Annotated in this window: 13 protein-coding genes, 3 tRNA genes and 1 pseudogene; 12 read left to right on the plus strand and 5 right to left on the minus strand. The window is 50.7% G+C overall.

Translation table 11 applies throughout. The annotated features are described in order from the left end of the window. Window positions 1-18 precede the first annotated feature (18 nt). Both rutB and rutA read right to left on the minus strand, forming a co-directional pair. On the minus strand, window positions 19-765 hold the full coding sequence (rutB, locus tag RIN69_RS08600) for a pyrimidine utilization protein B (RefSeq protein ID WP_313856836.1): 747 nt from the start codon (window positions 763-765) through the stop codon (window positions 19-21). Further along, on the minus strand, window positions 765-1,856 hold the full coding sequence (gene rutA / locus RIN69_RS08605; protein ID WP_313856839.1) for a pyrimidine utilization protein A: 1,092 nt from the start codon (window positions 1,854-1,856) through the stop codon (window positions 765-767). Before rutA ends, rutB begins: the two co-directional genes overlap by 1 nt. Window positions 1,857-2,139: 283 nt before the next feature. Between rutA and rutR the strand changes: the two genes are divergently transcribed. Beyond that, a complete protein-coding gene (gene rutR, locus RIN69_RS08610) occupies window positions 2,140-2,796 on the plus strand; it encodes an HTH-type transcriptional regulator RutR (RefSeq protein ID WP_313856840.1) in 657 nt (218 codons plus the stop codon). A 90-nt stretch (window positions 2,797-2,886) separates the two neighbouring features. Continuing rightward, on the plus strand, window positions 2,887-3,870 hold the full coding sequence (locus RIN69_RS08615) for a metal-dependent hydrolase (protein WP_313856841.1): 984 nt from the start codon (window positions 2,887-2,889) through the stop codon (window positions 3,868-3,870). 81 nt (window positions 3,871-3,951) lie between these two features. On the opposite strand, the gene cycA is transcribed toward RIN69_RS08615, so the two are convergent. After that, complete coding sequence (cycA, locus tag RIN69_RS08620; protein WP_313856842.1) at window positions 3,952-5,346, minus strand: D-serine/D-alanine/glycine transporter; 1,395 nt, start codon at window positions 5,344-5,346, stop codon at window positions 3,952-3,954. 332 nt (window positions 5,347-5,678) lie between these two features. Between cycA and RIN69_RS08625 the strand changes: the two genes are divergently transcribed. The 3 genes from RIN69_RS08625 to RIN69_RS08635 all read left to right on the plus strand — a co-directional run bounded on the left by RIN69_RS08625 (window position 5,679) and on the right by RIN69_RS08635 (window position 8,372). After that, window positions 5,679-6,377 carry an extensin-like domain-containing protein gene (locus RIN69_RS08625; protein ID WP_313856843.1) on the plus strand — a complete coding sequence of 233 codons (699 nt, stop codon included), beginning with the start codon at window positions 5,679-5,681 and terminating at the stop codon, window positions 6,375-6,377. A gap of 536 nt (window positions 6,378-6,913) precedes the next feature. Next, window positions 6,914-7,636, plus strand: coding sequence for a transcriptional regulator SdiA (sdiA, locus tag RIN69_RS08630; protein ID WP_313856844.1), 723 nt, complete (start codon window positions 6,914-6,916; stop codon window positions 7,634-7,636). Between the two features lie 127 nt (window positions 7,637-7,763). Continuing rightward, window positions 7,764-8,372, plus strand: coding sequence for an autoinducer synthase (locus RIN69_RS08635; protein ID WP_313856845.1), 609 nt, complete (start codon window positions 7,764-7,766; stop codon window positions 8,370-8,372). Between the two features lie 145 nt (window positions 8,373-8,517). On the opposite strand, the gene RIN69_RS08640 is transcribed toward RIN69_RS08635, so the two are convergent. Continuing rightward, window positions 8,518-8,742 (minus strand): DUF2594 family protein, encoded by a 225-nt coding sequence (locus RIN69_RS08640; protein WP_313856846.1) that lies wholly within the window; start codon window positions 8,740-8,742, stop codon window positions 8,518-8,520. A gap of 506 nt (window positions 8,743-9,248) precedes the next feature. Between RIN69_RS08640 and uvrY the strand changes: the two genes are divergently transcribed. The 6 genes from uvrY to RIN69_RS08670 all read left to right on the plus strand — a co-directional run bounded on the left by uvrY (window position 9,249) and on the right by RIN69_RS08670 (window position 12,811). Continuing rightward, complete coding sequence (uvrY, locus tag RIN69_RS08645) at window positions 9,249-9,908, plus strand: UvrY/SirA/GacA family response regulator transcription factor (protein WP_313856847.1); 660 nt, start codon at window positions 9,249-9,251, stop codon at window positions 9,906-9,908. A 61-nt stretch (window positions 9,909-9,969) separates the two neighbouring features. After that, window positions 9,970-11,736 (plus strand): excinuclease ABC subunit UvrC, encoded by a 1,767-nt coding sequence (gene uvrC / locus RIN69_RS08650; protein WP_313857658.1) that lies wholly within the window; start codon window positions 9,970-9,972, stop codon window positions 11,734-11,736. A gap of 71 nt (window positions 11,737-11,807) precedes the next feature. Beyond that, window positions 11,808-12,356 carry a CDP-diacylglycerol--glycerol-3-phosphate 3-phosphatidyltransferase gene (gene pgsA, locus RIN69_RS08655; protein WP_313856850.1) on the plus strand — a complete coding sequence of 183 codons (549 nt, stop codon included), beginning with the start codon at window positions 11,808-11,810 and terminating at the stop codon, window positions 12,354-12,356. A 151-nt stretch (window positions 12,357-12,507) separates the two neighbouring features. After that, window positions 12,508-12,583 (plus strand) — tRNA-Gly (locus RIN69_RS08660). 57 nt (window positions 12,584-12,640) lie between these two features. Beyond that, window positions 12,641-12,714, plus strand: a tRNA-Cys gene (locus tag RIN69_RS08665). Between the two features lie 11 nt (window positions 12,715-12,725). After that, window positions 12,726-12,811 (plus strand) — tRNA-Leu (locus tag RIN69_RS08670). Between the two features lie 195 nt (window positions 12,812-13,006). Here RIN69_RS08670 and RIN69_RS08675 read toward each other — a convergent pair. Then, window positions 13,007-13,225, minus strand: a pseudogene (locus tag RIN69_RS08675) (DNA-binding transcriptional regulator). A 92-nt stretch (window positions 13,226-13,317) separates the two neighbouring features. Here RIN69_RS08675 and RIN69_RS08680 point away from each other — a divergent pair. Next, window positions 13,318-13,890, plus strand: coding sequence for a phage repressor protein CI (locus RIN69_RS08680; RefSeq protein ID WP_313856852.1), 573 nt, complete (start codon window positions 13,318-13,320; stop codon window positions 13,888-13,890). Window positions 13,891-13,959 lie beyond the last annotated feature (69 nt).

The following is a 13,959-nucleotide window of genomic DNA, read 5'->3' on the forward strand; positions in this document are numbered from 1 at the left end:
AACTGCTCCTTTTCGCGATTAAGCCGAACGCATCAACGGCGTAGCGGCGGATTGCAGCGTGTTACAGAAGCTTTCTACATCGGAAACCCAGCCGAAAAAGGTTTCGATATTGAAAATTGCTGCCTGCTGGGCGAAGGCCGGTCCGGCCTGATAGGTAGCGTCTTCCAGCACCACGCCGAAATATTCGAGAAAGAAACCGTCGCGCAGCGTTGATTCCACACAGACGTTAGTGGCGATACCGGTAAACACCAGGTGGCGGATGCCGCGGCTGCGCAACATGCTGTCGAGTGGCGTATTGAAAAAGCCGCTGTAACGCGGTTTCGGCAGCACGATATCGCCCGGCTGCGGTTGCAGTTGATCGACCAAATCGTAGTCCCAGCCGCCTTTGGCCAGCAGTTTTCCCTGCAGCTCAGGGCGCTGGCGCATGGTTTTCAGCGCGTTGGATTTGTGAAAATTAGGAGACCCCGCGCCTCCGGCTTCGACATAGTTATCGTCCCAGCCATTCTGGAACCAGATAATCTGAATGCCCGCTGCGCGTGCGGCGGTAACCGCAAGGTGAATATTTTCAATCACCGGTTGGGTAGCTGAAACATCAAAACCAGCCAGGTCAAGGTAGCCTCCCTCAGTGGCGTAGGCATTCTGCATATCCACCACGATAAGTGCCGTCTGCTGCGGGGGAAAAGCGATAGCTTCCGGCCGCGCAGGCAGCGTCAGAGTATGTTCAGTGGCGGCGGTGGAGCAGACAACAGTGTTCCGAGGGTTCATCAGGCCACCTCTCTTGCAGCGTCAATCAGGTCGAGACGGCTTTGCATCAGCGGCTGAATGCGCTCGCCAAAAGCGTCGATACCCTGCAGGAAATCATCAAAAGTCAGCAGCACGCCCTGGGTGCCGTCAACAGTGGCGACCTCATCCAGCATCTTCGCCACATTACTGTAAGAGCCAACCAGCGTGCCCATATTGATATTGACCGCAGAGGTGGGATCGGCCATCTGGCGCACATTGGTATCGCTGCCTGATCGCTTATCCTGCTGGCTTTGAGTGGTCAGCCAGGCAAGCGCCTCTTCGTCTGCGCCGGCTTTGTAATGTTCCCATTTGGCGCGCGCCGCTTCGTCGGTCTCATCGGCGATAATCATAAACAGCACATAGGAGCCGACGTCACGGCCGCTGGTTTCCGCTGCCGCTTTCATACGTGATGCGGTTGGCGCAAAAGCGGTGGGGGTGTTAACGCCTTTACCGAAACAGAAGTTGTAATCGGCGTATTTCGCCGAGAATTCCATACCGGCGTCACTTTGCCCGGCACAAATAACTTTAATCGGTTGCTGTGGCTGCGGGCTGAGGCGACAATCATTCATCGTGAAAAAATCACCTTTTAAATCGGATTTGCCAGTGCCCCACAGATCGCGCAGTACCTGCACATATTCAGTCAGGTAGTCATAACGGCGTGAAAAATAGTCATCGCCAGGCCAGATTCCCATCTGCTCGTACTCCGGCTTTTGCCAGCCGGTCACCAGATTGACGCCAAAGCGGCCGTTGGAAATCGAATCGATCGTCGACGCCATGCGTGCGACAATGGCGGGCGGTAAGGTCAGCGTCGCGGCGGTGGCGTAGATTTGAATGCGTGAGGTGACGGCGGCAAGACCGGCCATCAGGGTAAAAGATTCAAGGTTGTGATCCCAGAATTCGGTTTTACCGCCAAAGCCGCGAAGTTTGATCATCGAGAGCGCAAAATCGAAATGATAGTGTTCGGCTTTTTGTACAATGGCTTTGTTCAGCTCAAAGGTTGGCATGTACTGCGGAGCATGGGTCGAGATCAGCCAGCCGTTGTTACCGATAGGAATAAAGACACCAATTTTCATGTGAAACCCTCTGCTTAACGATGGATGTGGTTCACGCGCTGCGGTGCATCCTGCAGTTTTCCTCGAGGCGGCGCTCGTAAAGTAATCTGCAAAGCCTGTGCCAGAAAATAAAAGATGTTTACAAACATATGGTTATATAAAATAGCTAAGCGCAATGTTGAGCGGATGGTCTGAAACAGACCATTTGGTAAAAAATGGCTGCACAAAAAGCAGGCAGAGATGTGCTATCAAGGTGCATCACCCAAACGAGGTAGGCGCGGGTGCCTGACTGAGCCGTGCCGAAATGACTGGAGAAGGAATAGCCGTGAAGTCTGTAGAAAAAGCCCCGACGCGCCGCGCGCGCGCGGTTGCCGCGAAACGTGAGGCGATTCTTGCCGCCGCACTGGAGTTCTTTTCACAATTCGGTATTCATGGCACCAGTCTGGATAAGGTGGCGGAGCGGGCTGATGTGTCAAAAACCAATCTGCTTTACTACTTCCCGTCAAAGGAAGAGCTGTATATCGCGGTGCTGAAGCATATTCTCGATGTCTGGTTGGCTCCGCTGCGTGCATTGCGCGATGATTTACAGCCGCTGGAGGCGATCGGTGAATATATCCGCATGAAGCTTGAAGTCTCCCGCGATCATCCGCAGGCGTCACGACTGTTCTGCCTTGAGATGTTGCAGGGCGCGCCGCTGCTGAAAGGCGAACTGGACGGCATGCTGAAAGCGCTGGTGGAAGAGAAATCGGCGGTAATTGAAGGCTGGATCGAGCAGGGGCGTTTAGCGCCGGTCGAGCCGCATCATCTGATCTTTATGCTGTGGGCCACCACTCAGCATTACGCCGATTTTGCGACTCAGGTGCAGGCAATTACCGGACAAACACTCAGCGATGAAAGTTTCTTTCAGCAGACGGTGGAGAATGTACAGCGCATGGTAATTGAAGGTATTCGCGTGCGCTGACCGCTTTATTTGATCGCTCTGTAAAATCTTTACACTGATTAAGGCAGCATAAGCCAGGCTTAAAAGAGTTTAATAATCAGGGAAAAGAGTATGGATTCGGTCTCACAATTGGTTCTGGGTGCTGCGGTAAGCGTGGCGGTAATGGGGCGTAAGGCGCCTTTGTGGCAGGCTGCGCTGGTCGGCGCGGTTTGTGGCACGCTGCCGGATATGGATGTGTTCGTCGATCACGGCGATGCTATACGTAATATGACGTTACACCGTACGGAAAGCCATGCGCTGATCTGGCTGACGCTGGCATCACCGCTGCTGGCGTGGCTGATTGCCGGTATTGTGCGGCAAAAACAGCTGTGGGTGCGCTGGTGGGTGGCGGTCTGGCTGGCATTGATTACGCATCCGCTGCTCGATCTGATGACGGTATACGGTACCCAGCTTGGACTACCGCTGACCGACTTCCCTTACGCAATCAGCAGTATCTACATTATTGACCCGCTGTATACCTTACCGCTACTGATTTGCCTGGTGGTGGCGCTCTGCCTGCGTGGTAAGCGTGGCCTGTGGTGGAACAGTCTGGGGCTGACGCTTAGTACGCTCTATCTTGGCTGGAGTATGGTGGCACAAAGCTATGCTACTCATCAGGTTAAAGCCGAAATTGCGCGTCAGCAAATTCCGGCGCAGCAGCTACTGGTGACGCCAACCGCTTTTAATACGCTGGTGTGGCGCGTGCTGGTGATGACGCCGCAGGGCTATGCCGAGAGCTATTATTCCTTGCTGTCACAACAGCGCCCGCTGAAATTCAGCCATCACGACAGTGGTGCGGCGCTATATCAGCGTTATAAAGGTGACTGGTACGTCGATCGCGTAGCCTGGTTCAGTCACGGCTTCTTTGCCATGCGCGAGCAGCAGGGCAAGCTGATGATCACTGATTTGCGCATGGGAGAAGAACCGGATTACACCTTTACTTTTAACCTTGGCAATCAAGGAGAAGGGCAACAAGCGGATTTTCGACCGACGCGCGAGCCATTACCACGGCCATCGGTGTCCGGTTCGTTTCGTGAGTTGTGGGAAAGGTTATAGCGGGACGGCTACAGGCACTGGCGACGGTGATGACTGGAGTTGTGCAGAGGAGCCGTTTTCGGCTCCTCTGCACGATGAAAATTAAGCCTGCTTTCTTTTACGCATAAACCAGCCAATCGCCAGAATCAGGAACCAGACTGGCGTCACCATCAGTGCCTGACGGGTATCTTCCTGCAGCGTCAGCAGTACAATCACAAACGCGAAGAACGCCATACATGCCCAGCACATAAATTTGCCCAGCGGCATTTTATACACCGACTCGGCGTGCAGCTGTGGACGCTTCTTACGGTACGCCAGATACGAGCAGAGAATTATGGTCCAGACGAACATAAACAGAATTGCCGAAACGGTGGTGACCATAGTAAACACCGTCATCACGTTGGGAATCAGGTAGATCAACGCCACGCCGCCCAGCAGGCACAGGCACGAGAAGAACAGGCCGTTGGTGGGCACCGCGCGACGTGAAAGACGACCAAAGGCACGGTGCGCCACACCCTGCTCAGCCAGACCGTACAGCATACGGCTGGTGGAGAAAATACCACTGTTTGCTGAGGACGCGGCTGAGGTCAGTACCACAAAGTTAACGATGCTGGCCGCCGCGGGCAGGCCAATCAGCACAAACATTTCGACAAACGGGCTGCGATCCGCCACTACCTGGTTCCACGGCGTTACCGCCATAATCACCATTAGCGCCAGCACATAGAAGAAGATAATACGAATTGGAATCGCATTAATCGCGCGTGGCAGCACGGTTTTCGGATTATGCGTTTCTGCCGCAGCGGTACCCACCAGTTCGATACCGACAAAGGCGAACACCGCAATCTGGAAGCCGGCAAAGAAGCCGCTCAAGCCTTTCGGGAACATACCGCCGTGATCCCAGATATTGGATAACGCCGCATGGCTGCCGTTGGCAGAAGGGTAGTGAATGGCAACCAGCACAATGCCGGTGACAATCAGCGCGATGATGGCGACAATCTTAATAATCGCGAACCAGAACTCCATCTCACCGAACATTTTAACCGTGGCAATATTCAACGCGAGGAACACGGCCACGCAAAGCAGTGCGCTCATCCAGACCGAGAAGCCGGGGAACCACAGCTGGAAATAGGAACTGATGGCCACCACATCGGCAATACCGGTGACAACCCAGCAGAACCAGTAGGTCCAGCCGGTAAAATAGCCCGCCCACGGACCGAGCAGGTCGGCGGCGAAATCGCTGAAAGACTTATATTCCAGATTGGAGAGCAGCAGCTCACCCATTGCGCGCATCACGAAAAACAGCATAAAACCGATGATCATATACACGAAGATGATTGACGGTCCGGCCAGGCTGATGGTTTTACCTGAGCCCATAAATAAGCCGGTACCGATGGCACCACCGATGGCGATAAGTTGGATATGACGATTGTGGAGGTTACGCTGGAGCTTGTCCGGCGTATCAGTAGCCGGCGCGGCCTGTTTAGATTGATCAACCATAACGGTTCTGTTCCTGTCAGTGATGTTGTGTCAGCTCTGTTGGCTGTTATTTAATCTGAGGTGTCCCCAGGTAAGTTGGCATAAGATAGTGTAATTAAGGCGTTAGCGGGTAATTGTTTTTTAACATACGTGAGGGATATCCTGGTAATCACTGCCACAAGGGGATTCCGAGGTTAATCGCATCGCAGAAATGCGCTTTTAACCGACAGCGGGCAGGTAAAGTTCAGTATAAACAGCCCACCGACCTCCCGGGCCAGTCCGACAGAGTCTATTGTTAGCTATATGCTTAACACGAAACTGACCACCGTTGTCGCGTAAGGAAAGAGTCATCCGTGAAATTTCTGTTAACGATCATCGTTATTATTCTGGCGGGATGGCTGGCAATGCCATGGATAAAACAGCATCTGCCTGCGGAATATAATCCCTTCACGCCACTGTCGGTCACCGATCCTGCCAGTTTTATCACGCGCTACAAACTTCGTCAGCTGGACTCGGACCCACAAGCTTGCCTGGCGGTGATGGAGCGCGCACGCGAAGCCGGATTGGTCGCCTGGAGTCGACCTGGTAAAATGGCGGGGAATTGTCCGCTGGATAATCCGTTGCGCCTGCAAAGTTTTGGCGCTGTCTCGCTGAGCAGTAGCTTTCTGGCCAGCTGTCCGATGGCGGTAAGTAGCGTGATGTTTGTGCACCGCGTCAGTAGCGGCAATGGAGTACCGGGTATGGCCTCGCCGCTGGCGCGAATTGATCATCTGGGGAGCTATGCCTGTCGTAATATTTATCATCGAGCCCAGGGGCGTTTGAGTGAGCATGCCACCGCCGATGCCTGGGATATCGCCGGATTCCAGCTGAAAAACGGCGAGAAAATAAGCGTATTACGTCACTGGCAGCAGCCGGAAGAGAAAGCGGCCTGGTTGCATCAGGCTTTCCAGCAAAGCTGCGACTATTTTGGCAATTCGCTGGGGCCGGATTACAACGCGGCTCACGCTAACCATTTTCATCTTGGAATGCGCGGGTTTGGCCTGTGCAGATAGCGTTTACCAGGTCAGGAAAGAATTTTCTAATAATAAAAAAGAATAACGCACGGGCAACCAGCCAGTGTGAGCAGCATCACTCATTAACCGTCACTGCTATTGGTTATAATTGACGTCATCGAATTTAACTGTATGTTATACATGGCTTTTATTGAAATTTTTCTCATCGGATTTAACTTGAGTAACCAAATGTAAAATTATGTTCCAATAATAAGATCAAAAATATTGAATATTCTTCAGAAAAATCCTATTCTAAAAAGATGCAGATTAAAGACAACAATTCGGCCAAAACCTTTATGACGAAATTGTGACGTCAGCGAGCCACTAACATGCACCGCTTTTAATGATGTCCGACCAGATGCTCTAATTAGTGACAGAAAATTTATTAATCACTGTTTTTCACCAATGGATTAGTATCAGCGCGCTGCAGATGGAATAAGTTAAATTGACGGAATATATTTATTTTTTTGTAATTGTATTTGCAATTAACAATTATAACCGCGGCGCGAATTAACATCACGACTGGTGAGGGTTTCATGATATCCGAAAACTATTTCAGCTGGCGCAAAGAGCTGTTTGCTCTTTTCCAGTCCGCTACTGAAACAGGCCAGTTAATCAAAATTGCTCAGCAGCAGGCTGAGAGTTTAGGCTATGACTATTTCACTTTTCTGATTCAGCATCCGGTGCCTTTTACCCGGCCCAAAACCTGGTTCTTCACCACTTATCCGGAATTCTGGTTAGAGCATTATCAAAAAGAAAACTTTCTACAAATCGATCCGATCGTTGCCATGCGCCAGTTGCCCGGGCATACCGTTCAATGGCGTGACGAGCTGTTTATCGGCTGCGAAAAGCTGTGGGGTGATGCGCAGGATGCCGGTCTGATATCGGGATATTCCTGCTCGGTGATGGGAGCGAACAGGATTACCGGCATACTGTCGTTATCCTCCCGCAGTGGAATACCTCATCGTGACACCAGCCTGGTGTTTGAAATGAAACTGCAATATCTGGCTGAAGTGTATCTGGCGACGCTGGAACGACTCAACGACCCGACGGTATCCGTTATCGATATTGGCTTTAGCCGGCGCGAGCTGGAAATAGTGAAATGGACTGCTGAAGGAAAGACAGCCTCTGAGATATCGCTGATTTTATCTATCTCTGAACACACGGTTAATTTTCATCAGAAAAATATGCAAAAACGATTTAATACCGCGAATAAAACGCAAATTGCCTGCTATGCCGCGGCAATTGGTTTGCTGTGAAGTTATTGCAACTACCAGAACTGGTAGTTCCATATCATTAATCGGTTGTCTACCCTGCGCGCAGGGTAACAAACCTGCCAGACCGCGATGGCGCGGCAATAATCATGGAATGCGACAGGTGACAATAATGAAGATTATTCAGACCCAACTTAAAGATATGCCATCCTCGTTATTAGCGGAATTGGGAAGTTACCGTTACAACGTTTTTGCGCGCGGTGAGGGCTGGTCGATCCCCTCGCGGCTGAGCACGCCGGGCCAGGAGTATGATCGTTTTGACCGTTCAGATGTTACCTGGCTGATCGCCTGGAGCCAAAATCATGGCATTTGTGGTTGCGCGCGCCTGATGAAGTGGCCAGAAAGTGATCATCCTCAAGGTGCTTCATTGGCGGTTGATCGGCATATTACCTGGGAGATGTCGCGTTTTTCTGCGCGTCTGGATATCGACAATGAGCTGCCGCTGAAAATTCTCTGGCATGCATTGCGGATGGCGAAACAGGCTGGTATTCAGTATGTCGCCAGTGCCGCGACGCCGATGATGGAAAAAATGTTTGAACGTCACCAGATTATTTTTGAACCCTTAACGCCAGGATTGATCCAGTCGGAAGATAATCTGTTTGCGGTGAGACTGGCGGTCAGGCAACCGGCGCTGGTGGAAAAGTTTCAGGGATCGCGCCATTTCAGCCCGGAGGAGGTGTTGCCTTCGTTGGCGATGTCAGTTAACTGGGACGCCGGCTGATCGCGTCTGTCGTCCAGACACAGACATCATCCAATAGTGCGTTGCTATAAAAGCCCATTGCTTCTTTCTGTCTACCCTAAAGATAACACGTTGGGTTAATTCAGCTGGAAAATCAATGGGCTTACAAACTAAAGCAGTAAAACGCTTACTGACGGTAAGCGAACTTGATCTGTTTGATGGTATTACTGAAAACGTCCGCCTGCTGCTGGTCTTCCAGCTGCGCGATAAACCTTTCCATATTGATAATCACTTTACCGGCGTCTGCCTGACCCATGCCTTTCAGCATCAGAGTGACCATCGCCTTAAGACAGGCCACTTCATTGGCCAGCGCCTGAGTTTCTTCAGAGGTAGTAAAGTCAATCTGACTCATTGATGTCTCCTTGATAAGATTAATCCCCCACATATCGCTTGCGTTATGTGAATAAAAAAAGTGCTGTAAGTATATCACAACTCGTCCGGCCGCTAATGGCTGCAAGAGGAAACGCAGCGGATGAGCACGCCAGCCAGTTCAATGAAAGATAAACATTAACCAGAGATTTTACTGCCTGACGGCAATTTTCTGCTCGACGAGGAGGTAATTGACAGCTAATGATTGATAACAGATGTTACTAATTTAACTCGTTGAATTGTCATGTTTTGTCATTTTATGTGGCGCGACTGCCGCAACATTAAATTAGCTATATGCATAATTAACCGCACGTTACCTTAAAAAAAATATAACTTTTTAATCTCAATTATTTCTTCATGTAAATAGTATCGTTCAGCGGCCTCAGCCATATGATTTGTGTTCATTCCTGAACGAAAAAAGAGTAACATTACCCTCTAAATTTGCCGGTTTACTTTATTCCACCTTCGACTTTTCTGGAGAGATCTCTTTTGATCAGCGTTCTTCTTGTAGATGACCACGAACTGGTACGCGCAGGGATTCGTCGCATACTGGAAGATATCAAAGGCATTCTGGTTGCCGGGGAAGCAAGCTGCGGCGAGGATGCGGTTAAGTGGTGTCGTGCGAACAACGTTGATGTCGTGCTGATGGATATGAACATGCCGGGTATCGGCGGGCTGGAAGCCACACGTAAGATCGTGCGCTTTAATCCCGATATTAAAATAATCATGCTCACCATTCACACAGAAAATCCGTTGCCGGCTAAAGTGATGCAGGCGGGAGCCGCTGGCTACCTGAGCAAAGGTGCGGCACCGCAGGAAGTGATCAGTGCAATTCGTTCAGTTAATTCGGGCCAGCGCTATATCGCTTCTGATATCGCGCAGCAAATGGCGCTCAGCCAGATCGAACCACAAAAAGCAGAATCACCGTTCAGCTGTTTGTCGGAGCGCGAATTACAGATTATGCTGATGATTACCAAAGGGCAGAAGGTGACCGAGATTTCGGAGCAGCTTAATCTCAGCCCCAAGACGGTTAACAGCTATCGTTATCGCATGTTCAGCAAGCTGAATATCAGCGGTGACGTAGAGTTAACGCACTTAGCCATTCGTCACGGCATGTTTAATGCGGAGTCGTTGATAAGCAGTGAGTAGTGAAGCGTTTGACGCAACATCTTTCCTGAAGACCGTAACCAGCCAGCCGGGCGTCTATCGGATGTACGATGCTGGTGGTACGGTTATCTATGTGGGTAAAGCCAAAGATCTGAAAAAGCGCTTATCCAGCTATTTTCGCAGCAATGTTGGCAGTCGCAAAACCGAAGTGCTGGTCAGTAACATCCGGCAGATTGACGTGACCGTTACTCATACTGAAACCGAAGCGTTGCTGCTTGAACATAATTACATCAAGCTGTATCAGCCGCGCTACAACGTGCTGCTGCGTGATGATAAATCCTATCCTTATATTTTCCTGAGCGCGGACACGCATCCGCGTCTGGCGTCTCACCGTGGCGCCAAACACGCCAAAGGCGAGTACTTCGGACCTTTTCCAAATGGTTACGCGGTACGTGAGACGCTGGCGCTGCTGCAAAAAGTCTTTCCGGTACGGCAATGTGAAAACAGTGTCTATCGCAACCGCTCGCGTCCCTGCCTGCAATACCAGATTGGACGCTGTCTCGGGCCGTGTGTCGCCGGACTGGTCAGCGATGAAGAGTATGCGCAGCAGATTGACTATGTGCGGCTGTTTCTCGCCGGTAAAGACGACCAGGTGCTCAATCAGCTGGTCAGCCGCATGGAACAGGCCAGCATTGGGCTAAGGTTTGAGGAGGCTGCACGCCTGCGCGATCAAATTCAGGCGGTGCGCCGCGTCACTGAGAAGCAGTTTGTTTCCAATCAGGGTGACGATCTGGATGTGATTGGTGTCTCTTTTGATTCTGGTATGGCCTGCCTGCACGTGCTGTTTATTCGTCAGGGTAAAGTACTGGGCAGCCGCAGTTATTTCCCAAAAGTGCCGGGCGGCACCGATCTGGCGGAAGTGGTGCAGACCTTTGTCGGACAGTTTTATCTGCAAGGCAGTGAAGCACGTAGCTTGCCCTCAGAGATTCTGCTCGACTTCGCGCTACCCGAACGCCAGCTGCTGGCCGACTCGTTAACCGAGTTGGCGGGCCGTCGCGTCAATATCCAGAGCAAACCGCGTGGCGATCGCGCGCGTTACCTGAAACTGGCACGCACCAATGCCGCGACGGCGCTGGTCACGAAACTGGCGCAGCATTCGACGATACATCAGCGTCTGGCGGCACTGGCTGAATTGCTAAAACTGCCGGCGATTAATCGCATGGAGTGTTTTGATATCAGCCATACCATGGGTGAGCAAACCATCGCTTCCTGTGTGGTGTTTGACAGCAATGGGCCGCTGCGAGCGGAATATCGGCGTTATAATATCAGCGGTATTACTCCCGGCGATGATTATGCGGCAATGAACCAGGTGCTGCGACGTCGTTACGGTAAGGCGCTGGAAGAGAATAAAATCCCGGATGTAGTGTTAATCGATGGCGGCAAAGGGCAGCTGTCGCAGGCGAAAAGCGTCTTTGCTGAACTGGACGTGCCGTGGGATAAAAATCGACCGATATTATTAGGCGTGGCGAAAGGGACCGATCGTAAGGCAGGACTGGAAACGCTGTTTTTTGAACCAGAAGGTGAAGGTTTTTCTCTGCCGCCGGACTCTCCGGCGTTACATGTGATTCAACATATTCGTGACGACTCTCACAATCATGCAATTACGGGACATCGTAATAAAAGGGCGAAAGTGAAGAACACCAGCGCGCTGGAATTGATTGAAGGAATCGGCCCGAAGCGCCGCCAGCAGCTACTTAAGTACATGGGTGGACTGCAACCGCTGATGGCGGCAACAGTGGATGAAATTGCCAAAGTACCGGGCATTTCACATGCCCTCGCGGAAAAAATATTCTATTCGCTGAAACACTAGCATTGAATACCGGGGTGCAATGTAGGAACATACGGGTAAATCCTACTTCGGCCAGACAGTTACCGTAGCATATGCAATTTAATATTCCGACGTGGCTCACCCTGTTTCGTGTCATTCTTATCCCGTTCTTTGTGCTGGCATTTTATCTGCCATTTCATTGGGCGCCCCTGGCCTGCGCGCTGATTTTCATCGTCGCGGCCGTAACCGACTGGTTTGATGGCTTCCTGGCTCGACGCTGGAAGCAGACCACGCGCTTTGGTGCCTTCCTCGATCCGGTCGCGGATAAAGTGATGGTGGCAATGGCGCTGGTGCTGGTTGCCGAACATTTTCACTCCTGGTGGATCACCTTACCGGCTGCAACCATGATTGCTCGCGAAATCATTATCTCGGCGTTACGCGAGTGGATGGCGGAAATCGGCAAACGCAGCAGCGTGGCAGTATCCTGGATAGGCAAAGTGAAAACCACTGCACAGATGCTGGCGCTGTTCGCGCTGTTATGGCGTCCGGACAGTATGGTAGAAGGCGTTGGCGTGGTTGCACTGTACATTGCAGCGGTGCTGACGTTCTGGTCTATGTTCCAGTATTTAAGCGCAGCACGTGGCGATTTGTTTGAACGTTGATCGATACGATTTAAAAAGCAGCAAACAGACACGAAGTGAGGATAATTTTATTGACTCATTTCTACAGGTCAGTAGAATGCAACGCATCGAACGGCAGCTCAGTCGCCAGAAGATAAATTAAATCAGCAGGTTCGGTTGTTTGCTGATGACTGCGGGAATAGCTCAGTTGGTAGAGCACGACCTTGCCAAGGTCGGGGTCGCGAGTTCGAGTCTCGTTTCCCGCTCCAAATTTACGTTATCAGACCTTATCTGGTAACAGCCTGAAAAGGCTAAGCAAGAATTAAGGCGCGTTGGCAGAGTGGCCATGCAGCGGATTGCAAATCCGCCTACCTCGGTTCGACTCCGGGACGCGCCTCCAGTTTACACCTTGCCCGGGTGGTGAAATCGGTAGACACAAGGGATTTAAAATCCCTCGGCTTATGGCTGTGCGGGTTCAAGTCCCGCCCCGGGCACCATATTGAAGTAAGTACTTTTAAATCACAGCGTTAAGCCATGATTTCAGAACCGCCGAAAGGCGGTTTTTTTGTGCCTGTCTCCCAGCCGAATCAACTCGAATGACTACAAAATGACTACATCGAGACTACGGTGGATTTTGGGCATTAAAAAAAACCACCGAAGTGGGTCTGTAGGATAGGGCGCGGGTTAGGTTTCTAAAGCCACATCAGTTGCTGATTATCTCTGCCCGGATGAGGTGGCGCTTTATTAATGGCACCGGGTTACATAATTATTCCAGTAATGGTTTCATGTGATTTAAATGTGCAGCCACAATTAATATTCTGGCACTGGTGATAGCGCTATTTTGTTTCTTAAGATAAATAGCGGCTCGATCTGGCATGAGTAGCATTCTGGCAAAGCGGGCAGTACATCATCTTATAAGTACCTGTTTTAGAGTCGATTCAACTATGTGCAATTTACATTTCAAAATTGAATTTATCGGCGCTATTTTATTGGAAAAGTTGAAATGAAATTCATCGGCGGGCAGGTGGTTGTTGATAGGTTATTGAAAGCATACGGTTTTTCAACTCAGCGAGAGCTGGTTGAAAAGATTGGTGTGGGGCAGGGAACCGTAAGTACCTGGATCAGACGTGAATACTTTCCTGGCGAGGCGGTTGTGCAATGTGCTCTTGATACAGGCGTATCCCTAGAGTGGTTGGTGACGGGGAAAGGTGAGCTATCTATGCCTGATGCTGGTGACAATAGCGCTACGACAGAACTCCGCATTCCGCTGCATATTCTTGATGACGGTCAGCTGCTGCCCGCGCAGACAGTTTCTCTTGATCGCTCCTTGTTGCCTGAGGGAATTAACCAACCAGAGGTTGTTCGTTCTCGTACAGAAAACTGTAGCTATATAGTTGAAAAAGAATTTGTGAAAGCAGTAGATGGAGCCTGGATTATTCAACGATCTGATGTGTTTGATTATAAAAATATACAGAGAATACCGGGTAACTTGTGGCGAATTGATGGCATTGATTGGCCGCACGACGAAATTGAATTGATTGGAAAAGTTGTTGGTTTTATTAAATACAACAGCTGACTTGCGGTTGCTATGAGTAAGAGCTGGCACCGCCAAAGCCATTCAGGTCGCAAAATAATCGATTAATGG

Origin of the sequence: Winslowiella toletana, from assembly GCF_032164335.1 — a bacterium.
Taxonomy (GTDB): Bacteria; Pseudomonadota; Gammaproteobacteria; order Enterobacterales; family Enterobacteriaceae; genus Erwinia; species Erwinia toletana_A.